At 68.6% G+C, this 22339-nt stretch carries 20 protein-coding genes and 2 riboswitches; of the genes, 12 read left to right on the top strand and 8 right to left on the bottom strand.

Going from position 1 to position 22339, the window contains the following annotated elements; translation table 11 throughout:
• Positions 1–65: 65 nt before the first annotated feature.
• The 3 genes from AC1DB8_RS11950 to AC1DB8_RS11940 are packed head-to-tail and all read right to left on the bottom strand — an operon-like array spanning position 66 to position 4457.
• Positions 66–1712 (bottom strand): DNA repair helicase XPB, encoded by a 1647-nt coding sequence (locus AC1DB8_RS11950; RefSeq protein WP_175322021.1) that lies wholly within the window; start codon positions 1710–1712, stop codon positions 66–68.
• On the bottom strand, positions 1709–4213 hold the full coding sequence (locus AC1DB8_RS11945) for a helicase-associated domain-containing protein (RefSeq protein ID WP_476893151.1): 2505 nt from the start codon (positions 4211–4213) through the stop codon (positions 1709–1711). The genes AC1DB8_RS11950 and AC1DB8_RS11945 overlap by 4 nt, the downstream gene beginning before the upstream one ends.
• A 10-nt stretch (positions 4214–4223) precedes the next feature.
• On the bottom strand, positions 4224–4457 hold the full coding sequence (locus AC1DB8_RS11940; RefSeq protein ID WP_476893150.1) for a hypothetical protein: 234 nt from the start codon (positions 4455–4457) through the stop codon (positions 4224–4226).
• 177 nt (positions 4458–4634) lie between these two features.
• Between AC1DB8_RS11940 and AC1DB8_RS11935 the strand changes: the two genes are divergently transcribed.
• From AC1DB8_RS11935 to AC1DB8_RS11925, 3 genes are read left to right on the top strand one after another with little or no spacing between them, the layout of a single operon-like run.
• Positions 4635–5018, top strand: coding sequence for a cold shock domain-containing protein (locus AC1DB8_RS11935; RefSeq protein WP_175322024.1), 384 nt, complete (start codon positions 4635–4637; stop codon positions 5016–5018).
• Between the two features lie 9 nt (positions 5019–5027).
• The gene (locus AC1DB8_RS11930) at positions 5028–5591 is read left to right on the top strand and encodes a DUF3027 domain-containing protein (RefSeq protein ID WP_476893149.1); all 564 of its coding nucleotides are present in this window, start codon (positions 5028–5030) and stop codon (positions 5589–5591) included.
• A gap of 42 nt (positions 5592–5633) precedes the next feature.
• Positions 5634–6968: an MFS transporter gene (locus AC1DB8_RS11925; protein ID WP_476893148.1), complete on the top strand. Its 1335-nt coding sequence runs from the start codon at positions 5634–5636 to the stop codon at positions 6966–6968.
• 27 nt (positions 6969–6995) lie between these two features.
• Here AC1DB8_RS11925 and serC read toward each other — a convergent pair whose 3' ends face one another.
• The gene (gene serC / locus AC1DB8_RS11920; RefSeq protein WP_476893147.1) at positions 6996–8126 is read right to left on the bottom strand and encodes a phosphoserine transaminase; all 1131 of its coding nucleotides are present in this window, start codon (positions 8124–8126) and stop codon (positions 6996–6998) included.
• A gap of 315 nt (positions 8127–8441) precedes the next feature.
• Between serC and AC1DB8_RS11915 the strand changes: the two genes are divergently transcribed.
• The 9 genes from AC1DB8_RS11915 to AC1DB8_RS11875 all read left to right on the top strand — a co-directional run bounded on the left by AC1DB8_RS11915 (position 8442) and on the right by AC1DB8_RS11875 (position 19045).
• Positions 8442–9134 (top strand): iron-dependent transcriptional repressor DtxR, encoded by a 693-nt coding sequence (locus tag AC1DB8_RS11915; RefSeq protein WP_175322028.1) that lies wholly within the window; start codon positions 8442–8444, stop codon positions 9132–9134.
• A gap of 142 nt (positions 9135–9276) precedes the next feature.
• Positions 9277–9496, top strand: a riboswitch (cyclic di-AMP (ydaO/yuaA leader).
• A 4-nt stretch (positions 9497–9500) separates the two neighbouring features.
• Positions 9501–10319: a M23 family metallopeptidase gene (locus AC1DB8_RS11910; protein WP_441418264.1), complete on the top strand. Its 819-nt coding sequence runs from the start codon at positions 9501–9503 to the stop codon at positions 10317–10319.
• A 146-nt stretch (positions 10320–10465) separates the two neighbouring features.
• A riboswitch (cyclic di-AMP (ydaO/yuaA leader) is annotated at positions 10466–10624 on the top strand.
• A 263-nt stretch (positions 10625–10887) separates the two neighbouring features.
• A complete protein-coding gene (locus AC1DB8_RS11905; RefSeq protein ID WP_441418265.1) occupies positions 10888–11652 on the top strand; it encodes an NlpC/P60 family protein in 765 nt (254 codons plus the stop codon).
• A gap of 243 nt (positions 11653–11895) precedes the next feature.
• Positions 11896–12396 carry an HNH endonuclease gene (locus AC1DB8_RS11900; RefSeq protein ID WP_441418266.1) on the top strand — a complete coding sequence of 167 codons (501 nt, stop codon included), beginning with the start codon at positions 11896–11898 and terminating at the stop codon, positions 12394–12396.
• Between the two features lie 64 nt (positions 12397–12460).
• On the top strand, positions 12461–13171 hold the full coding sequence (gene mobA, locus AC1DB8_RS11895; RefSeq protein WP_441418267.1) for a molybdenum cofactor guanylyltransferase: 711 nt from the start codon (positions 12461–12463) through the stop codon (positions 13169–13171).
• Positions 13155–13442, top strand: a complete 288-nt coding sequence (locus AC1DB8_RS11890) for a DUF6457 domain-containing protein (RefSeq protein ID WP_349627252.1) — start codon at positions 13155–13157, stop codon at positions 13440–13442. Before mobA ends, AC1DB8_RS11890 begins: the two co-directional genes overlap by 17 nt.
• Positions 13439–14944 carry a molybdopterin-binding protein gene (locus AC1DB8_RS11885; protein WP_476893146.1) on the top strand — a complete coding sequence of 502 codons (1506 nt, stop codon included), beginning with the start codon at positions 13439–13441 and terminating at the stop codon, positions 14942–14944. The genes AC1DB8_RS11890 and AC1DB8_RS11885 overlap by 4 nt, the downstream gene beginning before the upstream one ends.
• Before the next feature lie 87 nt (positions 14945–15031).
• Positions 15032–15916 (top strand): formate dehydrogenase accessory sulfurtransferase FdhD, encoded by an 885-nt coding sequence (fdhD, locus tag AC1DB8_RS11880; protein ID WP_441418269.1) that lies wholly within the window; start codon positions 15032–15034, stop codon positions 15914–15916.
• 105 nt (positions 15917–16021) lie between these two features.
• On the top strand, positions 16022–19045 hold the full coding sequence (locus AC1DB8_RS11875) for an alpha-mannosidase (protein ID WP_476893145.1): 3024 nt from the start codon (positions 16022–16024) through the stop codon (positions 19043–19045).
• Between the two features lie 218 nt (positions 19046–19263).
• Here the strand turns inward: AC1DB8_RS11875 and AC1DB8_RS11870 are convergent, their stop codons facing one another.
• The 4 genes from AC1DB8_RS11870 to AC1DB8_RS11855 form a co-directional block, all read right to left on the bottom strand.
• A complete protein-coding gene (locus tag AC1DB8_RS11870; protein ID WP_476893144.1) occupies positions 19264–19989 on the bottom strand; it encodes a hypothetical protein in 726 nt (241 codons plus the stop codon).
• Positions 19990–20050: 61 nt separating this feature from the next.
• The gene (locus tag AC1DB8_RS11865; RefSeq protein WP_476893143.1) at positions 20051–20836 is read right to left on the bottom strand and encodes a hypothetical protein; all 786 of its coding nucleotides are present in this window, start codon (positions 20834–20836) and stop codon (positions 20051–20053) included.
• A complete protein-coding gene (locus AC1DB8_RS11860) occupies positions 20833–21573 on the bottom strand; it encodes a hypothetical protein (protein ID WP_476893142.1) in 741 nt (246 codons plus the stop codon). The genes AC1DB8_RS11865 and AC1DB8_RS11860 overlap by 4 nt, the downstream gene beginning before the upstream one ends.
• On the bottom strand, positions 21570–22304 hold the full coding sequence (locus tag AC1DB8_RS11855; protein ID WP_476893141.1) for a hypothetical protein: 735 nt from the start codon (positions 22302–22304) through the stop codon (positions 21570–21572). Before AC1DB8_RS11855 ends, AC1DB8_RS11860 begins: the two co-directional genes overlap by 4 nt.
• Positions 22305–22339: the final 35 nt, after the last annotated feature.

Here is a 22339-nt window from a genome sequence, read left to right as displayed (position 1 = left end):
TTCCCATGATGCTCCCAGACTCTGTGAGTTTTCTGAAAGGCGGATGTGTGTTGAATGGGCGTCTGCTAGTTGCCTGCGCCGACGTCCTTGGCGTCCATGATCCGGTAGGCGTAGCCCTGCTCGGCCAGGAAGCGCTGGCGTTTCGCGGCAAAGTCCTGGTCCAGGGTGTCCCTGGCCACGAGCGAGTAGAACCGCGCGGCCCGGCCGTCCTGCTTGGGACGTAGCAGGCGTCCCAGCCGCTGCGCCTCCTCCTGGCGTGAGCCGAAGGAACCGGAAACCTGGATCGCCACCGAGGCCTCCGGCAAGTCGATGGAGAAGTTGGCGACCTTGGACACCACAAGGGTCTGGACCTCCCCGGCGCGGAATGCGTCGAAGAGCCGCTGGCGCTCCTTGACCGAGGTGTCGCCCTTGATCACCGGCGCCTGCAGGCGCTCGCCGATCTCGTCCAGCTGGTCGATGTACTGCCCGATCACGAGCAGCTGCTCGCCGGCGTGTTCCGCCACAAGCCGCTCCACGATCCCGGTCTTGGTCTCGGACGTCGCGCAGAGCCGGTACTTGTCGGCGTCCTCGGCCATGGCATAGGCCACCCGTTCGTCCCGGGGGAGGTCGACCCGGACCTCAACGCAGTCCGCAGGGGCGATGTAGCCCTGCGCCTCGATGTCCTTCCACGGGGCGTCGTAGCGCTTGGGTCCGATCAGGCTGAACACCTCTCCCTCGCGGCCGTCCTCGCGGACCAGGGTGGCGGTCAACCCGAGGCGGCGGCGCGCCTGCAGGTCCGCGGTCATCCGGAAGATCGGCGCCGGGAGCAGGTGGACCTCGTCGTAGATGATGAGGCCCCAGTCGTTGCCGTCGACCAGTTCCAGGTGCGGGTACAGCCCGCCGCGCTTGGTGGTGAGCACTTGGTACGTGGCGATCGTGACGGGGCGGACTTCCTTGACGGAACCGGAGTATTCGCCGATCTCCTCCTCGGTGAGCGAGGTCCGCTTGAGGAGCTCGTCCTTCCACTGCCGCGCGGACACCGTGTTGGTCACCAGGATCAGCGTGGTGGTGGAACTCGTGGCCATCGCGGCGGCACCCACCAGGGTCTTGCCGGCCCCGCAGGGAAGCACGACGACGCCGCTGCCGCCGGCCCAGAAGTTCTCCGTGGCCAGTTGCTGGTACGGGCGGAGCTTCCAGCCGGTTTCGTTGAGCATGATGGGGTGCGGCGTGCCGTCCACGTAGCCGGCGAAGTCCTCCGCAGGCCAGCCGATCTTCAGCAGCAGCTGCTTGAGCTGGCCGCGCTGGGAGGAGTGCACCACCACGGTCTCGGCATCGATCCGCGGCCCCAACAACGGAGCGATCTTCTTGGCGCGGCTGACTTCTTCGAGGACCGGATAGTCGGAGGTGCGCATCACGAGGCCGTGCTGCGGATCCTTCTCCAGCCGCAGCCGGCCGTAACGGGACATGGTCTCTTCGATGTCAATCAGCAGGGAGTGCGGCACCGGGAACCGGGAGTACTTGAGCAGCGTATCCAAGACCTGTTCGGCGTCCAGCCCGGCGGCCCGGGCGTTCCAAAGTCCCAGCGGCGTGAGGCGGTAGCTGTGGACATGCTCGGGGGCGCGCTCCAGCTCGGCGAAGGCCGCGATTGCATGGCGCGCCTCGGTGGCCTGTTCGTGGTCCACTTCCAGCAGGATGGTCTTGTCACTCTGGACGATCAGCGGTCCGTCATTCACTGGAGCAATTCCTCTGTGGTTTCAACATCAATGATCCGGTGGATGGACAGGACACGTTCGGTTTCCTTGGCCGGATCGAACACGCGCACACGCCCGCCATTCACTGCTACCGGAACAACGGTTTCGCGGGTGGCATTCCCCAGGCTGTCCACGATGTTCATCACCACCCGCTGCTTGAGCCGGATGGCCTTCTGCAGGGTCTCCAGGCCCAGTTGCGTCGCGGCCTCGCCGCCGCCCGCCCCGGCCCCGCGGCTTCCGGGGGCGGCGGCATCGGAGAAGGAGGAAGGCGAACCGCCGTCGCGCAGCACCGCGAGCTGGGCGTCGACGTCGGCGTCCGCCGGAGCGGTGCGCGGGGCGGTGTAGACCGGCCGGACGCTGCCTGGCGCCGCGGTGCTGCGGCGCAGCCGGACGGTGGCCGAACCGGTTTCCTCCACCGCGGGGGACAGGCCCAGCCCGCGCAGCAGCTGGGCCGCTTCCCGGGGTGCGGCGTGCGAGACCAGCACGGTCGGGGCGATCCGGACCAGGCCCAGTCCGGACGCCGCGGGGGTGTTGAGCAGCTCCAGCAGGGCTGTTTCATCCTCGCTCTGGATGAAGCTGGCGGCCGGGCCCACCCGGAGCCGGGCGTGGCGCGCGGCGGTGTCCTCGATGAGGTACTGCAGCGGCTGGGGCACGGCGGTGGCCGAGTGCTCGCGCAGGAAGTCCATGAGTGCCCCGGCGTCCTGCCCGGCGTCCAGGGCGCGCCGGACGGACGCCACCGAAAAGCGGTAGATGGTGGCCGGCCCCTGGCCCTCCGCGTCGGCCATGGTCAGGAGTTTCTCGCTCAGTTCCGGGTCCAGGTAGCCGGGGGCGACGGCGGTCAGGTCCGCCTGGAGCAGCACGTGGTTCAGCGCCGCCGGCAGGTGCTCGCCGAGGATGGCCAGGGCTTCGTCGGGCTGTTCGACGGCGATCGCCGCCCCGATCTGGCTGAGGGCGCCCGAGCCGACCAGGCCCAGCATTTCGGCTTCGGCGAGGACGCCCTGGATGAGCGAACTGAAGCGCCGCGCCATCCGCGGCTGCGACCAGTCGGCCCGTTCCAACACGGCGGCGGCGTCCAGCACCGGCGCCTCCCCGTCGGCCGCGGCCGCCTCCTGGGTGAGTTCGTTGAGGATTTCCAGGATCCGTTTCCGGACCACGGGGGCGTCCGGCCGCTGCGCCTCCGCGGAGAGGGCATTGATGGCGCTGCCGGCGGGGCCGCGGTGCGCCTGCGCGGTGGCGACGCCGCTGACCGGCTGCCCGACCAGCGACGGGACCCGTTCGCTGGCAAGCCAGGCGTTGACCAGCCACAGCCACTGCTCCTGCCGGGGCAGCGTCAGCCATTCCAGCTGCGGTGCCTGGATCCAGGCGGAGCTGTCCACGTCCAGGCGGAGCAGCCCGGAGAGGGCGCACAGCTCGGCGAGGACGCCGGCCTCATGCAGCCCGATTCGGAGGGCGTCGGCGAGGCGCTTCATTTCCCGGATGCCCACGCCGCCGCTGCGCAACGTGGCGAGCGGCTGCTCGCGCACGGCGTACAGCAGTTCGCCGGTCAGCCGCAGGGTTTCGGCGATGGCGCCGAGCGCGGCATTGCGGCGCAGCGAAGCGCTGGTCTGTCCCAGTCTCGGCACCGGCGGGCTGAGCGCGAAGTGCTCAATGACGAAGCCGCCGCGGAGCGAGACGCCCACGCTGTGCGGGAGCTCCACGTGGGCGGCGTCCAGCGGCACCAGCAGCCCGCGGGCCAGCAGCCAGTCGACGGGCCCGACGTCGGAGCCCTCGTTCAGCACGGACGCGCGGCGCTGCGCCTGGGGCACCGCGCCCATGGCCCAGTTTCCGAAGCGGGCGAGGAGCGCGGTCGTGCGCTCCGGTGCGGTGGCCAGGATCGCTTGCAGGGCCTCCGGCGACGCGGTCCAGTGCTGCAGCGACAGCGCCGCCTCCATCGGGGTGCTGGCGGGGGCGATGTCGGCGCCGGTGTGGTGGAGCTCGCCGACCAGCTGCACCACACGCTGCGCGAAGGCCGGCTGGAGCCGGACGAGCTCCGTGTAGCTGCGTCCCAGCCCCGCCGGGTAGATGCCGATGACGTCCTTGAGGCTGCCGACCGGGAGGTAATGGCGCTGCCGGGCCGTGGCCTGGCTGGCGCCGTGCGGGGGGTCGGCCCGGTGCACAAGCGCCAGTTCCTGCAGGGAGTGCAGCAGCCGGTCCAGCGCGGCGACGGAAGAGCCGTTGATCAGGCGCTTGAGCGTCGCGGCGGACGCGCTGTGTCCGGTGTCCGTATTGGTGCACAGGTGCAGGGTTTCGAGCACCTGCATTTGCGGACGGTTCAGCCGTTCCAGCGCCCGTTGCACACTGACCCGGCCGCTGGCTCGGGCGGCGAGGGCGGAGAAATCCGGCACCGGAGGGGAAATCAGGTCCGGCCGCGCGGAGAACAGGGCCCGCAACGAGTCGTCGCTGCGGGACTGCAGTTCCTTGCTGAGCGCGCGGATAAGGGACATCAGTCCAACGCTACCTTCCGCCGTGCCCGGGTGTCCGGCGCCGGGCAGCGACGGCGTCGACCACCAGGGCGAGCATGAGCAGGAACGCCACGGGCAGCCCGTAGAGCGCGGTCGACGTGACCCAGGCCGGCGCCACCGTGTTGTTGAAGGCCATGACCATGACGGCTCCGACGGCGGCCAGCGAGAGCGCGGCAACGGTGGCCGCAAGAATCGAGAGCGGCCGCCGGAAGCGCTGTGGTGTCATGGAGGCAACGCTAACAGCCCGGCTTCGCCCGCGCCTCAAGCCGTCAAAGTGGCCAAGGCAGGATAACCTTGGAGGAACAGACCAACACGGTCCGGGCAGTCACACCCTGAACCCGCATATCCATGCGGATGCGGTGACCGCCGGCCGCGTCCCCGCAGAACGAAGAAGGTTGATTACGTGCCTACCGGCAAGGTCAAGTGGTATGACAAGGAAAAGGGCTTCGGATTCCTCGCAGGCGAAGACGGCCAGGAGGTCTTCCTGCCCAAGTCGGCGCTGCCCGAGGGCGTAACCGAGCTCAAAGCAGGAACCCGGGTGGAATTCGGCGTCGCCGACGGCCGCAAGGGAGCCCAGGCCCTGGGCCTGCGGGTGCTGGACAAGACCCCGTCGATCGCCAAGGCCAAGCGACCCAGCGCCAAGGACCTCGCACCGCTGGTGCAGGATCTGGTCAGCGTGCTGGACAACCTCTCGGGAACGCTGTCCGCGGGCAAGTACCCGGAAGGCAACAAGGCCAAGGCGATCGCCGTCGCGCTTCGTAAGGTCGCCGACGAGCTGGACGCGTAAGGCTCTGCGATGACAACGGAACCTGAACAGAACGCCGCCGCGGCGGCCGGTGCGGCCGCCAAGGCCGCCGGCGCCAAAGCAGGATCCAAGCCGCGCTACGGCGTGCCCGTGTGGCGCGTCGGCAAGCCCGACGCCTTCCTGGCCGCGTCCGTCGATGTGGCCCGTGCCGCCGTGGAAGGCATCGCGCCGGCAGAGCAGATCGGCCGGCACCTGGGCGCGAAGAGCGAAGGCGACCGCCTGGTCACGCACCTCTTCGAGTCCAAGCTGCCCGGCTACGGCGGTTGGCAGTGGTACGCGGTGCTGACCCGAAATTCGCGCTCCAAGACCGTGACGGTGGATGAGCTGGGCCTGCTGCCCTCGGAGGATTCCATCCTGGCCCCGGAGTGGGTTCCGTGGGCCGAACGCGTGCGCCCGGAAGATGCGCAGCAGGACGAGGCCGCCGAAGCTCCCGCCGCCGCGGCTGCGTCGGATGAGACCGCCGACGACGGTGCCGCGGAGGCGCAGGCAGAGCCTGCCGAAGCAGGAGCCGACGCTGGAGCGGTCCAGGACGAGTCCGCCGTCGAGGTCGACTAACGGTTTGGGGCCGTTCGGGAGCGTGCAGCGGAAGGTCGGGACATGAGGTCCACCTTCAAATCGCTGCACATCCTGAACTACCGGATCTGGTTCATCGGCGCCCTGATCTCCAATATCGGGACCTGGATGCAGCGCACCGCGCAGGACTGGCTGGTCTTTGACCATCTGAGTGCCCAGGACGCCGGCGCCATGGGCATCACGATGGCCCTGCAGCTGGGACCACAGCTCTTCCTCGCCCCAGTCGCCGGGCTGGTCGCCGACCGCTTCAACCGCAAGCAGCTGCTGGTCCTGACACAGTCCTCCATGGCCGTGTTGAGCGCAGCGCTCGGTGCCCTGGTGCTGTCCGGGGCCGCGCAGCTCTGGCACGTCTACATATTCGCCCTGCTGCTGGGCGTGGTCTCCGCCCTGGACGCCCCGGTGCGCCAGACCTTTGTCTCCGAACTGGTGCGCGACGACTACCTGCCCAACGCCGTGGCCCTCAACAGCGCCTCGTTCAACGTGGCCCGGATGATCGGCCCGGCCGTCGCCGGCCTGCTCACCGTGGCCATCGGGCCCGGCTGGGTCTTCCTGGTCAACACCGTCACGTTCCTGGCGCTGCTCCTGAGCCTGGCCAAAATCCCCGCCGCCTCGCTGCGCCAGCTGCCCCGCGCGCCGGCCGGGAAGGGCCGGATCCGCGAGGGCCTGCGCTACGTGCGTTTCCGGCCGGACATTGTGGTGGTGCTGGTGGCGGTGTTCATCGTGGGAACCCTGGGGCTGAACTTCGTCCTCTTTATCGCTGCCATGGTCGGCACCGAATTCGGCCTCGATGCCGGCGCCTTCGGCCTGATGAACTCGATCATGGCGATCGGTTCGGTCGCCGGAGCGCTGCTCTCGGCCGGGCGGGGCCGGCCGCGGATGCGCGTGATCTTCGGCGCGGCCGGCGCCTTCGGCCTGACCTCCGGCCTCGCCGCGCTGGCGCCGGACTACTTCTGGTTCGGCGTCGCGCTGGTGCCGGTCGGCCTGTTCGCGATCACCATGACGACCAGCGCCAACGGTTACGTCCAGACCACCACGGACCCGGTGATGCGCGGCCGCGTGATGGCCTTGTATATGGCGATCTTCATGGGCGGCACTCCGATCGGCGCACCGCTGGTCGGCTGGGTGGCGAACGTCGCCGGCGCGCGCTGGTCCATGGGGGTGGCGGCGGCCTCCGGGCTGATCGCGGCACTGATCGGCATACTCTGGATTGTCCGCGCCAAGCAGCTGCGGATCGCCTTCAACCGGCGTGCACGGGGCCTGCGGTATTTCCGGGTCGTCCCCGGCAGCTCTGTGACCGGCGGCTCGGCGACCAGCGGCGCCGCCCGGGAGGAAGACCCGGACGACGCCGTCGACCGCTGAAGCGTCCCGGAAGGGACGGCGCGGTGGCTACTTCTTGAGCTCGCCGACGACGAAGTCGATGCACTCGAGCAGTGCGGAGACGTCGTCGGGTTCGATCGCCACGAAGGTGGCGATGCGCAGCTGGTTCCGTCCCAGCTTGCGGTACGGCTCGGTATCCACGATCCCGTTGGCGCGCAGGACCTTGGCGATGGCGGAGGCGTCGATCGAGTCGTCGAAGTCGATGGTGGCAATCACGTTGGACCGGTCCTCGGCCCTGGCTACGAACGGCGTGGCGTAGGCGGAGGCCTCGGCCCAGCCGTAGATGCGTCCGGCCGAGTCGGCGGTGCGGGCGGCGGCGAAGTCGAGGCCGCCGTTGGCGTTGAGCCACTGCACCTGCGCGTCCAGGGTCACGAGGGTGGCCAGCGCCGGAGTGTTGTAGGTCTGGTTCAGCCGCGAGTTGTCGATCGCGGTCTGGAGGTCCAGGAAGTCCGGAATCCAGCGGCCGCCGGCCTTGATCCGGGCCGCGCGCTCCAACGCCGCCGGGGAGAACAGTCCAAGCCAGAGGCCGCCGTCGGAGGCGAAGTTCTTCTGCGGGGCAAAGTAGTAGACGTCGGCCTCGGCGACGTCCACGTCCAGGCCGCCGGCCGCGGAGGTGGCATCCACCAGCACGAGGGAGCCTGCATCGGCGCCGGCCACGCGCTTGACCGGCGCTGCGACACCGGTGGAGGTCTCATTCTGCGGCCACGCGTAGGCATCGACGCCGGCCTCGGCCCGCGCCTCGGGTCGGGTGCCGGGTTCGGATTTGATGATCGAGGACTCGGCCAGGAACGGTGCCTTGTTGGTGGCCGCGGCGAACTTCGAGCCGAATTCGCCGAAAGACAGGTGCTGCGCCTTGTTTTCCACGAGGCCGAAGCTGGCAATGTCCCAGAACGCCGTGGACCCGCCGACGCCGAGGATGACCTCGTAGCCCTCCGGGGCGCGGAAGAAGTCGCTCAGTCCGCTCCGGACCGATCCCACGAGGTTCTTGACCGGGGCCTGGCGGTGCGAGGTCCCCAGCAGCGTCGCCGACGCAGCAGACAGGGCCTCCATCTGCTCCGGCCGGACCTTCGACGGGCCGGCGCCAAACCGGCCGTCCTTGGGCAGGAGGTTCGCGGGGATGGTGATGCTGGTGTCGCTCACAGGGGCTCCAATTTTCGGCTGGGTGTGTGGCGTGGCTTGGACGGGCTCTGCCGGGCGTGACCGGGACCCGCTATTTATTCTGCCCGACGGCCCCACGCGGGTGGGAATAAAGCCCGTCATAGTCCGGTCATTGAGACGGCGGCGCGGCGCCGGGCGGGGCGTAGTCCACAGGTCCGCGCGGCAGCCCACAGATTATCCGGACTAATTCAAAATAGGCTAGGCTGTGCGGTGACGTACGGCGGATCTCGCCAGGGCGCAACCCGCACGCTGTACGGTGGGAATGACGCAAGGACGGCGCTCGAGGAGCTGAGCTGAATGACGGATCTGATCGATACCACCGAGATGTATCTCCGGACCATCCTGGAACTTGAAGAAGAGAACATCATCGCCCTCCGCGCCCGCATCGCCGAGCGGCTCCGTCACTCCGGCCCCACCGTTTCCCAGACCGTCGGCCGCATGGAGCGCGACGGCCTCGTGGTTGTCTCCGGCGACCGGCACCTTGAACTGACCGAAACGGGCCGGAAGCGCGCCATCGAGGTCATGCGCAAGCACCGCCTGGCCGAACGGCTGCTTGCCGACGTGATCGGGCTGGACTGGGCCTACGTCCATGAGGAAGCGTGCCGCTGGGAGCACGTGATGAGCGAACGGGTCGAGCGCCGCATTTTCGAAATGCTGGACCACCCGACCGTGTCCCCCTACGGGAACCCGATTCCCGGACTCGCCGAACTGGGCGGGCTTCCGACGCCGGACCGCGGCGCCGTGGTCAACCTGCTTGACGCCATGGCCGGCTACGGCGCCGACTCGCGGATCACCGTGAGCCGGCTGGCCGAGCCGATCCAGGTCGAGCCGGAGCTGCTGGTCCAGCTGGACGAGGGCGGAATCCGTCCGGGCGCCAGGGTCTCGCTGGAGCGGGTGGGGGAGTACATCTCGGTCCGGGTCCCCGACATTGAAGGCGCCCTCGAGCTGCCTCCCGAGGTCGCCGCCCATGTGTTCGTTACGCTCGGGTAACCCGGCGTCAAAATCCTTCCGCCGGACAGCAGGTAAGTTGTGCACAGGCGAGATAACGGAATTATTACCGCCTGCCTTAATCCCCTATAGTTGATGACTAGCACTGATACTAAAGCGTTATCTGATCCGGAGCCGAGCTCTGCCAGCGGATCAGCCGGCGATTCACCTTCTGGCAGAGGCGGGGGAACCACAACCGGCTGTTGATTCAACAGCCTTGGGGTGAAGTCCGCTAGCGGCAAGCAATTCAAACTGGGACCTCCGTGGATGCCCCTGCGTCTGGATGCTTGCACCGGCGGACCGGGTCTTTGATCTCTCTGACCCGAATCCGACAGCTAACTTCGCAGGCTATCCAGAGAGGAACCGTTCTTGACCACCCAGACCGTCAGGGGCCGCCGTCGTGCGACCGGTCCCGCTCCGGAGCCACGCCCGGCCGCCGTCGTCCTCGACGAGCGCCCGCGTGACGCGCACCGCGAAGCGCGCCGCGGCCGGCGCAGCGCGTTCCGTCAGGTAACAGACTTCGCCGCTGTCAGCGGCGTGGGGCAGAAGGCAGGCATTGCCCTGGCCGCCACGGGTTTGGTCCTCACCGTTACAGTTCCGGCCACCGGCCCCGTGATGGCCACCGATGCGGCCAGGTCCGGTTCGGTTTCCGCGGCGGCCCAGCCCGAGGTCAAGGCCCCGGCCGCCGAAATCAACTTCAACCGCACGGCCGTCACCACCAAGGGTGACCCGGACAGCAAGCTCAAGCAGTTGCTGAGCGCGCAGTCCGTCGGCAGCATCACCCGGGCAGCCTCCGCGGGCAGTCTCGGGGCGCCGCTGGATTCCATGGTCACGGCCTCGCCGTTCGGCTACCGGGTCAGTCCCATCACGGGAGCCGTCGGGGAATTCCACCGGGGCCAGGACTACGCGGCCCAGTGCGGCACTCCTGTACATGCCGCCGCGAGCGGCACCGTAACCTTTTCCGGCTGGCACCCCTACGGGGGCGGCAACCGGGTCGTGATCGACCATGGCAACGGCCTGGAGACCACGTACAACCACTTGTCGTCCTCCGACGTCCACGTGGGCCAGCAGGTCTCACGTGGCGATGTGGTGGCGATGAGCGGGACCACCGGCGCCTCCACCGGCTGCCACCTCCACTTCGAGGTGATGGTCAACGGGGAAGTTGTTGACCCGCTCGGCTGGCTTTAGCCAAGCCGAGGGACCACTCGCATTTCTGTGACACGCCGTGATCTGAATGTGACATTGAGTCCCAACTGCTGTACCGTATGAAGCACGCCAACTTCTCCGAAGTTGGCGCTCTTGAGTGGATTGCCTAACTCTGCCACCGCTCAAGGTCCGTTCGCATGACATCGTCTGGCAGGGGCGGGGGAACCAATTTTGGTCTTCGCAAGAAGACCTTGGGGTTAAGTCGCAAAGCTTCCCAGGAAGCAGCGCGGCCGGGTGACTCCCATCCGAATCCGACAGCTCACCTCGTAGGCATTGGGAGAGGCTACTTTCGTGTCTTCACGCCACAATGCTGCGCGTTCTCGCGCTGGCGAGGCTCAGTTGAGCCCGCTGAATTCCATGCTCCGTGCCGCCCTTGCCGGCGCCCGGACTGGATCACACAACGCAGTTCCCGCTTTTGGCGCGTCTTCGCAGTACACCCTTCGCTAAGAAACCCGTTTCGGGGCGATCCGGCGTACCCCCAAGATGCCGGAGCGTCCTCAGTCCCGCCTGCAAGCAGCGCGGACCCAAGGATCACGAAAGAGAGAACTGAATGACTACTCGTGCAACCATTGCACGCCACCGCGCGGAGGTCACCAAGACCAACTCGCTGGCTGTCATTGCTAAGGCCGTCGGCGACAACGCCGGTGGTATGGGTCGCCAGGCCGCGGTTATCGCTGCAGCCTCCGGCCTGGTCCTGACCAGCGGTATCGCAGCCAACGCTGCCGAGACCAACGTTCAGCGTGAATCGACTTCCGCTTCGGCCATGGAAGTACAGTCCAACGCACCGGCCACGATCTCCGCGGCCTCCAGCATCGCGATCTCCTACGAGAAGCCTGCTGTCACCACCGCGCCGGCTCCCGTTGTCGAGGCGGCCAAGCCCGTCGTCAACGTCCAGGAAGCGGACACCGCCGTCACCGGTACCGGAACTGGTACCGGCACCGCGGTCACCGCATCGCTGGCCACCAAGGCTCCGGCCGCCGTCAGCGGCATGGGCGCTTCGATCGCCGCTGCTGCCTACGCACAGATCGGTGTCTCCCAGGATTGCACCATGCTGGCCACCAACGCGTTGGCCGCAGTGGGCGTCCACTACCACGGCTGGCCGGCGGGTTACCTGTCCCTGGGCCGCACCGTGAGCGCCGCCGAGGCCCAGCCGGGCGACCTCGCCTACTACCAGAACGGCGGCATGGGCATGGCCCACATCGCCGTTTACGTCGGCAACGGCATGGCCGTCCATGGCGGCTGGAACGGCGGCACCACCGCGCTGTACAGCGTCAACGTGGGCTCCGGCCCGGTCTTCATCCGCGTCGGCGGCTAGGACTTAGGCGCGTCTAACGCCTGAAGCTTTGTGAAGGACCCCTGCCCTCGCGGCAGGGGTCCTTTGCAGTTTGCGGCTCGCTCGCGCCCGCCCGCCGACGCGCGGCCGGGAAGCCCGGCAAAGAAAAATTCGGCAATCCGGGCCTTCGGTGTTTACTCTTGTGGTGTCGATCCATAGCCCGACCATGCACAGGGCAGCCGGCCCTCGTGCCCCTGGCGGGTGCGGCCGTGAAGAGGTATGCGGATGCGCACTCTCGTTCTGAATGCTGGATATGAACCGCTGGCGGTAGTCACCTTCCGCCGGGCGCTGGTGCTTGTACTGACCGGGAAGGCCAGCGTGGTGGCCGAGGGGGATGACCCCGTGGTGGGTCCGCAGGATATCCTCGGCCGACCGACGGTGATCCTGCTTAACCGGTACATCAGGCCGCGCTACAACACCCTGACGGCCGTGAGCCGCAGGGGAGTGCTCCGCAGGGACAACCACCGTTGCGCCTACTGCGGCAAGGCTGCCCACACCATCGACCATGTCCACCCCAAGTCGCGGGGCGGGGCGGATTCCTGGGAGAACCTGGTGGCGGCCTGCCTGCGCTGCAACAACGCCAAGGGAGACCACACGCCCGCCGAAATGGGCTGGAAACTGGGCTTCGTTCCCGGGCCGCCGAAGGGCACGATCTGGCAGATCAAGGAACTGGAGAAGCCGACGCCCGCCTGGGATCCGTTCCTGCTCCCCGAAAAGGCGCACTGAGCAGGCGCACCGGCGTCGCGGGCTGACCCGGCCGCGGTGAGGCCGATGCGGCTAGGCTGGGCTGGTGGAATTTGACGCTGTTGTACTCGCCGGGGGCCGGTCCGCCAGGCTTGGCGGCGTACCCAAGGCCCGGCTGACGGTCGACGGCGGCACCCTGCTAAGTCGGTCACTGCAGGCTGCCCGGGGCGCCCGCCGGACCGTCGTCGTCGGCCCCGACCCCGGCGACCTCCCACCAGATGTGCTCGGCTGTCGCGAGGACCCGCCGTTTGGCGGACCCGCCGCCGCGATTGCCGCCGGCCTTTCCGCCCTGGCCGCCGTTGGGCGCGGCGAGCCCGCCGCAGCCGGCGCGGCCTCGCTGACCCTCGTGCTGGCCTGCGACATGCCCCGCGTGGCCGACGCCGTCCGCGCCTTGCTCGACGCACTGGCTGATGTCCTCGCCAATGCCCCGGGTGACGCCGCGGCCGGCCCCGTCGACGGGTTCGTGGCCGTTTCGGCGGACGGCCGCCTGCAACCCCTCGTGGGACTTTATGGCACGGCCGCGCTAGAACGCGCCGTCGCCGACGCGGCGCGGCGGAACGCCCTCGAGGGGGGCTCAGTGTTCTCCCTCCTTGCTAGTCTTGAGCTGCGGCAGGTTCCGGTTCCGTCGGGTTCCACCGATGATGTGGACACTTGGGACGACGCCTCCGCCATGGGGGTGTCCACGCCCGGTCCGGGCCAGTCCGGGGCGCTGGGGCCCAACTCAACTTTGGAGGCAAACGGTGAAGAGCCAGGATGAAACGCTTGAAGACTGGTGCCGTGCGCTGCTCCAGGCCCTTGAGCTCGAAGATGTCGAGATCGACATCAACGAAGTGCTGGGGCTGGCCGGTGTGGCCGCCCACTCCGTCGTCCGGCCGGCCGCGCCGCTGACCACCTTCATCGCCGGCTTCGCCGCCGGCCTGGCGTCCGGATCCGGCCAGGCGCCGGACAGCGTGTCAATGCAGGCCGCCATGGGCGTGGCCCGGAAGCTCGCCAAGGAGTACGCCGCCGCCGAGGCTTCCGGGGCATGACCCCGGAGCCCCCTGACGGCAGCAGCGGCGTCGAGGACGACGATTCCGTGTCCGAACCGTCCGCCGCGCCACCGGATGCCGACGCCTCCGTCGACAATAACGCCCACGACGACGATGACGCCGACGACGGCGCCGCCGCCGTCGCGGAGGCGCCGCACCGGCATGTCGCCCACAGCTGGCAGGAAGCCCGGCAACTGGCCTTCGACTGCGCCGTGCCCATCCCGTCCTCGCCCATTCTGCTCCGGCACGCCTTGGGCCGGACGCTGGCCGTGGACCTGACAGCACTGCATGACATGCCCCACTACGCCTCCTCCGCGATGGACGGCTGGGCGGTCAACGGCAGCGGCCCGTGGATCCTGGCCGAGCCGGGCCAGCGGCTGGCCCCGCACCAGGCGAGCCCGATCAACACCGGAGGACTGATCCCGCCGGGTGCGAAAGCCGTGCTCCGCAGCGAGAGCGGCGTCATCGCCCCGGACGAGGACGGGCTGCCGGTCCTGAAACTGGGCGGTGGCGCCAAGCCCGGGGAACCCCGCAACGGCGAACACATCCGCAAGGCCGCGGAGGAAGCCGCCGCCGGAGAGGTGCTGATCAAGGCCGGCGCCGTGCTCAACCCCGCGCACCTGGCCCTGGCCGCCCTCGCCGGTCACGACGCCCTGCCGGTCCTCGGCAAGGCGATGGTGCGGCTGGTGCTCACCGGCGCCGAAGTCGTCAGCACCGGCGTCCCAGCGCCAGGGGAGGTGCGGGACACGTTCGGGCCGCAGCTCGGCGCCGTCGTGGAAATGCTCGGCGGAATCTGCGCGGGCGAGGTCAAGATCGGGGACAGCGACGCCGAATGGCTCGCCGCGCTCGAAGACACCGAAGACACCGGCGCAGCTCACGATCCGGTGGGCGGCGCGGAGTCGGCCGGCGAGACACTCCCGGCCGACGTCGTGATCACCACAGGCGGCACCGGCCGCTCCGGCACTGACCATCTCAGGCGCACGGTTGCGGAATTGGGCGGCAGGCTGCTGATTGATGGCATCGCCATGCGCCCGGGCCATCCCGCGGTGCTGGCCGAACTGCCGGACGGGCGCTTCGTCATCGGGCTCCCCGGGAACCCGCTCGCCGCCATGATGGCGCTGTCCACGATTGGCGCCCCGCTGCTGGCCGCGCTGGGCCACGGGACGCCGCCGCCGGTGACCGAGGTGCCGTGCGGGACCATGATCGAGCCCGACCCCGGCCGGACCAGGCTGATGCCGTTCCGTATGCTGTACGGGATGGCATCGCCGGCGCAGCACACCGGCCCGGGCATGATGCGGGGACTGGCGGCGGCCGACGGCATCCTGGTGGTCCCGCCGCACGGCGTCCAGCTGGGGGAGCCGGTCCCGGCGTTTGCCCTCCCGTGGGGAGCCGCGCTTCCGGAGCCCGCCCCCGCGAAGGCTGCCGCCAAACCGGCCACCAAGCGCACCGCCAGGAAGCCGGCACCGGAGGGTCCGGTTGACTGGAGCGGTCTGCTTGGCTGACGCCCGGACAGAGTTCATGATGGATTCAGGGGCGAGCCGCCGCAGCTGGCGGCCGAACCCGTACTTAACGCTGATGAGGAGTATCCGATGGGCCGCGTGACACAGCGCCGCAAGGTGCACAAATTTGTCCTGGACGGCTCGCCGCAGGCGCTCGAGTTCCCGGTCCGGCACCGGGAGGACGTGTTGGCGGTCGAGGAGCCGCTTGAGATCCGGCTGGGCAATCTGTCCTTTTCCGTCACGATGCGGACCCCGGGCAACGACTTCGACCTTGTTGCCGGGTTCCTGGTCTCGGAGGGCGTCATCTGGACGCCGGATCAACTCGTCTCGCTGCGTTTCTGCGCCGGCGAGGACGAGGACGGCGTCCAGACCTTCAACGTCGTCGAAGCGCAGCTGCGCCCCGACGTCGTCCGGCCGGACACGGGGCGAAACTTCTTCACCTCCAGCTCCTGCGGGATCTGCGGTACCGACTCGATCGACGCCGTGCGCAAGTCCTCGCACTTCAGCCCGGCAGCGGACCCGCTGACCGTGCCGGTGGAGACCCTCGCCTCGCTGCCGGACCGGCTGCGGGAGGCCCAGGCCGTTTTCGACGTCACCGGCGGCGTGCATGCGGCGGGACTCTTCCGGATTGCCGACGACGGCTCGGCCGAGCTGCTCTGCCTGCGCGAGGATGTGGGCCGGCACAACGCAGTGGACAAGGTGGTGGGCTGGGCGCTGCGCGAAGGCCTGCTGCCCTTGAGCGGGACCGTGCTCCAGGTTTCCGGCCGGGCATCCTTCGAACTGGTGCAGAAAGCCTCGCTGGCCGGGATCCCGGTGCTGGCCGCCGTCAGCGCGCCCTCCAGCCTGGCCGTCGAACTCGCCGAGGACAGCGGGATGACCCTGGCCGGGTTCAGCCGTGGCACCACCTTGAACGTCTACGTCGGCAACGAACGCGTGTCCATGCGGCAGTCATCGGCCAGCGGCGCCCCCGCTTAACAACGTTGGCTTAACCGAGGCGGCCGACGTAGATTTTATCCATCGACTGGACACAGGGGTCGACCACGACTTGGCAACACCGGCACCAGCGCGAAGAGGATCACATTGCACGACGACCGCCGTCTCACGGAAGTCCGGCTGGACCGCTTTCTGCGCGAACGCATCATCCCCGCCGTGTACCCGCGCCGGGTCCCGCTCACGCTGAGCAGCTGGGACGTCGCGGGGGAACCGGTCCCGGTACAGGATGCGCTGCGGCAGACGTTCGTCCCGCAGGATCAAGGGGCGGCGTGGGGACAGCCATGGAGCACCAAGTGGCTGCGCCTCCAGGGCGAGGTCCCCGACTCCTGGGGCAGCCGCGCGGACACCGCCGTCGAAATCCTGGTGGACCTCGGCTTCAGCGGTGACCTGCCCGGGTTCCAGTGCGAGGGTACGGCCTGGCGGGCCGACGGATCGGTAATCAAGGCGATCTCCCCGCGGAACCAGTACATCCCCCTCAAGCTGCTGGGCAGCGGCATGTCCGTGGACTTCTACGTCGAAGCCGCTGCGAACCCCGACCTCTCGCAGGGCTGGACCTTCGCAGCTACCCCTTACGGCGATAAGGCGACCGCCGGCACCGAGCCGCAGTACCGGCTGGGTCCGATCGTCATCGCCGAGCTCAACCAGGCCGTCTGGGAACTGCACCAGGACATTGCCACGCTTAGCGGGCTGATGCACGAACTCCCCATGGAGCTGCCCCGACGGCACGAGATCCTCCGTGCGCTGGAACGGATGCTGGACGTCATGGACCCGGACGATGTCCCCGGCACCGCTGCCGACGGCCGTGCCGCGCTCGCCGAAGTCCTCGCCCGGCCGGCCTACGCCTCGGCCCACCAACTCGTCGCCACCGGCCACGCTCACATCGACTCTGCCTGGCTGTGGCCGGTCCGGGAAACCATCCGGAAGTGTGCGCGGACCTTCTCCAACGTCGTGGCGCTGATGGACGAGGACCCTAGCTTCGTCTTTTCCTGCTCGTCGGCGCAGCAGCTGGCCTGGATCAAGGAGTACTACCCGGAGCTGTTCGGGCGCATCCGGGAAAAGGTCAAAACCGGCCAGTTCGTCCCGGTGGGGGGCATGTGGGTCGAATCGGACAGCAACATGCCGGGAGGCGAAGCCATGGCGCGCCAGTTCCTGGAGGGCAAGAGCTTCTTCCTGGCCGAGTTCGGCGTCGAATGCCAGGAAGCGTGGCTGCCGGACACCTTCGGCTACTCCGCCGCGCTGCCGCAGATCGTCAAGGCCGCCGGCAGCCGCTGGTTCCTGACCCAGAAGATTTCCTGGAACCAGGTCAACCGGATGCCGCACCACACCTTCCACTGGGAAGGGATCGATGGCACCCGGCTCTTCACGCACTTCCCGCCCGTGGACACCTACAGCTCCGAAATCAGCGCCCGGGAGCTGGCACACGCCGAACGCAACTACCGGGACCACGGCCGCGGCACCATGTCCCTGCTCCCGTTCGGCTACGGCGACGGCGGCGGCGGACCCACCCGGGAGATGCTGGCGGCGGCGCAGCGCAACGCGGACCTGGAAGGTTCGCCGAAGGTGCGGCTGGGCTCGGCCGCGGAGTTCTTCGCCGGCGCCGAGGAGGAATACCAGGGCCTCCCGGTCTGGGTGGGCGAGATGTACCTGGAACTCCACCGCGGCACGTATACCAGCCAGGCCAACACTAAACGGGGCAACCGACGCAGCGAGCACCTCCTCCGGGAGGCGGAACTCTGGTGCGCCACCGCCGCGATCCGAGCCGGCGCCGCGTACCCGGCGGCGGAGCTCAAGCGGCTCTGGCGGCTGGTGCTGCTGCAGCAGTTCCATGACATCCTTCCCGGCAGCTCGATCGCCTGGGTGCACCAGGACGCGGAGCGGAACTACGACGCCGTCGCCCGCGAGCTGGAGGCGATCACCGCCGCCGCCGCCGTGGCCGTGTTGGGAGAGGGCGAGCAGGAGTTCCTGCTCAACGCGGCCCCGCACCCCCGCCGCGGTGTCCCGGCGCTCGCCGCCGCCACGCCCGTCAACGCGGCCGCACCCGTGCAGTCCACGGATGCCGACGGCGGCCACGTGCTGGACAACGGGATCATCCGCGCGGTGGTGAACGCAGACGGACTCCTGGTCTCGCTGCGGGACCACGCCAGCGGCCGTGAAGCAATCGCGCCGGGGGAGTTCGGCAATCTCCTCGAACTGCACCGGGACAACCCAAACGAATGGGACGCCTGGGATATCGACGCGTTCTACCGCCGCAACGTCACCCCGCTGACCGAGGCCCGCTCCGTGACGCTGGAACGCGACGGCGGGGCCGCCGTCGTCGTGGTGGAGCGGCTGGCCGGAACCTCCGCCGTGACCCAGCGGATCCGGCTGGAACCGGGTGCGCCGTCGCTGGCGATCTCCACCGCGGTGGACTGGCAGGAACGTGAGAAGCTGCTTAAGCTCGGCTTCGCCCTCGACGTCCGGGCCGATCGCTCGGCCTCGGAGACGCAGTTCGGCCATGTGTTCCGGCCCACCCACCTCAACACCTCGTGGGAGGCCGCCAAGTTCGAGATCTGCGCACACCGGTGGATCCACGTGGCCGAGCCCGGGTACGGCGTCGCGGTCTCGAACGCCGCCAGCTACGGTCACGACGTCACCCGCAAGATCCGCGCGGACGACGGCGGGACCACCACCACCGTCCGGGTTTCGCTGTTGCGGGCACCCAAGTTTCCGGATCCGGACGCGGACCGCGGCCGGCACGAACTGACGGTCACCGTGCGGCCCGGCGCCAGCATCGCCGACGCCGTCGAGGAGGGGTACCGCACCAACCTCGCCCCGCGCGTGGTCAGGGGAGCCCGCGGCGCGGAGCCGCTGTTCACGGTCTCCAATCCCGCCCTCGTGATCGAGGCGGTCAAACTGGCGGAGGACGGCTCCGGCGACGTGATCGTCCGCCTTTACGAGTCACTGGGGGAGCGCTCCGCCGGCACGGTCTTGGCCCAATTCGCCGCCACGGGGGTGCGGACCGTGGACCTCCTGGAACGTCCCGCGGACGCACCGGGCGTAACGATTCAGGACGGTTCCGCGGAGCTGGTCCTGCGGCCGTTCCAATTGCTGACCCTGAGATTCCAGCGCTGAGCCTTCTTTGCCCGGGTCAAGCGGCCAGCCGAAGCTTGATTCCCGTTAAACAGGCTGAGTGGGAGCGGTCCTTGCGGACCGCTACCACTCATCCCCCCAATGGCGCTCGGACGCCCCGCCAGGTTCCGTAAGACTGAATCCCCATTCACGGATGCTGGCCGGCGTTTTCACACATTCATGATTATCTCACGGTCTAATGATTTTGTGAATCCCCTGGCTCACGACTGAGGAAACGTTGCCGGAGTGTTACGAGGCGGGCGGCCGCTTTGCCCGGAGAACCAGAAGGCGAGGAGTCCCAGGACGTATCCCAGCACCGCCAGGTAGTTCACGAACAGCCGGGGCAAATCCCATGACTCCGGGGCGAAGGACACGGGCACGCTCGCGACGGCCGCCACGGCTCCCACCATGGTCAAGGCGGCGCCGGTCCGCACCAGCCGTGGCAGGGCCGCCTTGATGGCTGCCCGCAGGGAAGGGAGCAGGAGCAGCGAAACAAACGCGGGGTAGCTGCGGCCGGCTGCCGCGTAGAGCGGGGCGAGAACGGCGTTCCGCCCGCTGCCTGTCATGTCTTGAAGACCGGCTGAAGAACCCCGGGTGTCCATCAGGAAGAACGTCACTCCGACGGCCAGGCACGCGGCTGCCAGCGCCCAGCGTCCCGCGCGGCCGGTGATCAGCTCCTTCGCGCGGGCTGCGCCCAGCCCCGCGGCCAGGCGCAGCCCGACCAGGAAGACCATTCCGAACACAATGAAGCGCAGAACCAGGTTGGTGAGGTTCAAGCTCCCCAGCGCACCATCGATCGCCGCGTAGGGTCCGGGGATGCTGAGCAGACTGCAGAGGGTGGCGAGGAACAGGATCCCGAACACAGCCCTGTTGCGACCGCGCAGGGCATCCGGCAGACGCAGTAACAGAACCAGGCCGCAAATAATCAGCGTTCCCCATTCAAGCATGTCCACCTCCTACTCACTCCGGCTTGGGCTCCCGGCGCCGCGGGCCCTTGAACTCTCTCACCTAGTCGCGTCCAATCTCACCCGGAGTCTTCGTTGATGACCCTTGGAGTCGCGGGGCTTTTCCCGCCGCCCTCTCCGGCCGCTGCCGGGTTGCCGCGACCCGCGCCAGCCAGATGACGGTCAGACCAATGCTGAGGCCAAGCGCGGCGGTGAAGTTGATCTTCGCCTGGACCCCGGATGAGCCTGGCGCAAAGAGCGGAAACAGGGCCGCAGCAATCAGTGCTGCGTACCCGAAGGACAAGAGCCCGGCACCGATCCGGATCGCGGCCGGCAAACGCCCCCTGACGGCACGCAGCGTAGCAGGCACCAGGCAGGCTGCCACGAAGGCGGGGTAGACCCTCCCCGCTGTCGCGTACAGTCCGATTAGCTGGGCGTTTTCCGCGCTCCGCAGGGGCAGCCCGTTGAGGCCGGTGGAGGAGCCGGTGGTGTCCGCCAGCAGGAACAGAACCGCAGTGGCAACTGCGATGGCGCCGAGCACGGCCAGCCCCAACGGCCCTGAGACGCGGCGGAGGCCGTTCCCGTCACCGAAGGCCTTCGCGGTGCGGTAGCCGGCCAAGGCCACCGCCCCGTATACGAGAAACCTCAAGATGAGGTTTGCGTAGTTGGCGCTCCCAAGCCACGCGTCGACGGCCAGGTACGGGCCATCGATGCTCAGCAGGATCGCGCCGGCCGAGAGGAGGAAGGCGCCAACAATTGACCGGTTGCGGCCCTTGATGGCGTCGGGGACGCGGGCTAAGGCGACGGCGCCGCAGATCGCCAAGGCCGACCACTGCAGGACCGCGGTCATCTATCTGCTCCGGGGGTCCGGCTTCGCGGCGGACGCTTGGCCGCCAGACGCCCCACCCAGATCAGAACGAGCCCGAGCACAAGGCACAGAATGCCGGTGTAATTGATGACAAACTCCCAGCTGGACAGCCCGGCCGGAATGATCGGGAATGCCAGTGTCAATGCGATGGCCACGGACCCGATGCCCAGGGCAACGGCGCTGCCGCGGATAATCAGCGGGAGCCTGCCGATGGCCGTCCTGGCCAGCGCGGGCAGCAGGGCCAGCAGGACGAAGGCCGGATAGAGCCTTCCGGCGGCGCCGTAGTACTCGGCCAGCACGGCATTGCGGCTGCTTCTGGCCGCCACCCCGGCAAGTCCCGCGGAGGACCCGGCCGTATCCATCATCAAGAACAGGATGGTGACGGCGGCGCACGACAGTAGCGCCATACCGATCCCCAAAGGACCCGTCAGGAAGCGCCGGGCATCGTCGGCACTGAAGCCTTTCGCGAGCTGGAGGCCTAGGAAGAACACCGCGGCGAACCCAATGAAACGCAGCACCAGATTCGCTATGTTGAAACCGCCCAGCACCTGGTCAATTGCCTGGTACGGTCCCTCGATGCTTAGCAAGATGGTCAACATGATCAGGACAAGGACGTAGAAGACGGGCCGGTTTTCACCCCGCCGGGCACTGGGGATCCGGGCAAGCGCCACCAGGGTGCACACTGCGAAGGTGCTCCATTGCAGGGCGCCGACGTTCATCCGAGGTTCTCCCAGATCTTTTCGGCTTGCGCCTGCTCCTGCTCCTGGCGGCGGAGTGTCTTGCCCAGGGCTTGGAGCCGCTCACCGGCCAAGGCAACCAGCTCGCCGTCGGACAGTGCATCCAGCGCGGACTGCCGGGCATCCGCGGGCCAGCCGGCTTCGGCCTCGGTGATGAGCCCCGTCGCGACGAGGCCGCCCGTCAAGCCCACGCCCCCGGCGCGCGAGGTTGCCACCGCAAGTTCCGGCGAGAGCCGGTTCGCGGTCAGCTGGGCTGAATAGTTCTGCGGGGCGACGCCGGTAGCGGCGGAAACGCGGTGGCGGAGTTCGCCGTCGTCGATGGCGTCCACCCAGTTTCGCACCGAGGTGGCGTGCGGAGCCGGGCTGAGCACGCGGAGCGTCCCAGTGCCGTTCTCGTGGTCCTGAGCGGAACGGGTAATGACGGCCCGCAGCAGGTCCATGGTGGCGACCTGGCTGACGAGCTCCGCCGGGGTGGGCGGCTGGGCAAGCCGGGTCAGGTCCGCGTACGTGCTGAAGTCGGCGAGCGATTCAGCGGGGTTCAGGCCGAGGGCCCGGCTGATGCTCACCACGGTGGTTTCGGCGACCTTGCCGCGCACCAGTTGCTGTGCCAAAGTGGTGCGCTTGACGCCGGAGATCCTGCAAATGTCCGCGGTGCTCATTGCCGGGGCAACGCCATGGAGCCAGAGTTGAAACGCTTTGGCGGGTAGTGCCATCTATGACTTTCTGCAGGGTCTTGCGCGGACTTAGC

It is taken from the genome of Arthrobacter sp. 10N410, from assembly GCF_056394945.1.
This window is presented reverse-complemented; position numbering and strand designations above follow the sequence as displayed.

What these genes read in the sequence shown, in the direction of transcription:
- AC1DB8_RS11945 (WP_476893151.1), bottom strand. Translation starts at nt 4,213, where the DNA reads ATGTCCCTTATCCGCGCGCTCAGCAAGGAACTGCAGTCCCGCAGCGAC.
- AC1DB8_RS11930 (WP_476893149.1), top strand. Translation starts at nt 5,028, where the DNA reads ATGACAACGGAACCTGAACAGAACGCCGCCGCGGCGGCCGGTGCGGCC.
- AC1DB8_RS11925 (WP_476893148.1), top strand. Translation starts at nt 5,634, where the DNA reads ATGAGGTCCACCTTCAAATCGCTGCACATCCTGAACTACCGGATCTGG.
- AC1DB8_RS11885 (WP_476893146.1), top strand. Translation starts at nt 13,439, where the DNA reads ATGACCCCGGAGCCCCCTGACGGCAGCAGCGGCGTCGAGGACGACGAT.
- AC1DB8_RS11915 (WP_175322028.1), top strand. Translation starts at nt 8,442, where the DNA reads ATGACGGATCTGATCGATACCACCGAGATGTATCTCCGGACCATCCTG.
- AC1DB8_RS11860 (WP_476893142.1), bottom strand. Translation starts at nt 21,573, where the DNA reads ATGAACGTCGGCGCCCTGCAATGGAGCACCTTCGCAGTGTGCACCCTG.
- AC1DB8_RS11870 (WP_476893144.1), bottom strand. Translation starts at nt 19,989, where the DNA reads ATGCTTGAATGGGGAACGCTGATTATTTGCGGCCTGGTTCTGTTACTG.
- AC1DB8_RS11900 (WP_441418266.1), top strand. Translation starts at nt 11,896, where the DNA reads ATGCGCACTCTCGTTCTGAATGCTGGATATGAACCGCTGGCGGTAGTC.
- fdhD (WP_441418269.1), top strand. Translation starts at nt 15,032, where the DNA reads ATGGGCCGCGTGACACAGCGCCGCAAGGTGCACAAATTTGTCCTGGAC.
- AC1DB8_RS11865 (WP_476893143.1), bottom strand. Translation starts at nt 20,836, where the DNA reads ATGACCGCGGTCCTGCAGTGGTCGGCCTTGGCGATCTGCGGCGCCGTC.
- AC1DB8_RS11940 (WP_476893150.1), bottom strand. Translation starts at nt 4,457, where the DNA reads ATGACACCACAGCGCTTCCGGCGGCCGCTCTCGATTCTTGCGGCCACC.
- AC1DB8_RS11905 (WP_441418265.1), top strand. Translation starts at nt 10,888, where the DNA reads ATGACTACTCGTGCAACCATTGCACGCCACCGCGCGGAGGTCACCAAG.
- AC1DB8_RS11855 (WP_476893141.1), bottom strand. Translation starts at nt 22,304, where the DNA reads ATGGCACTACCCGCCAAAGCGTTTCAACTCTGGCTCCATGGCGTTGCC.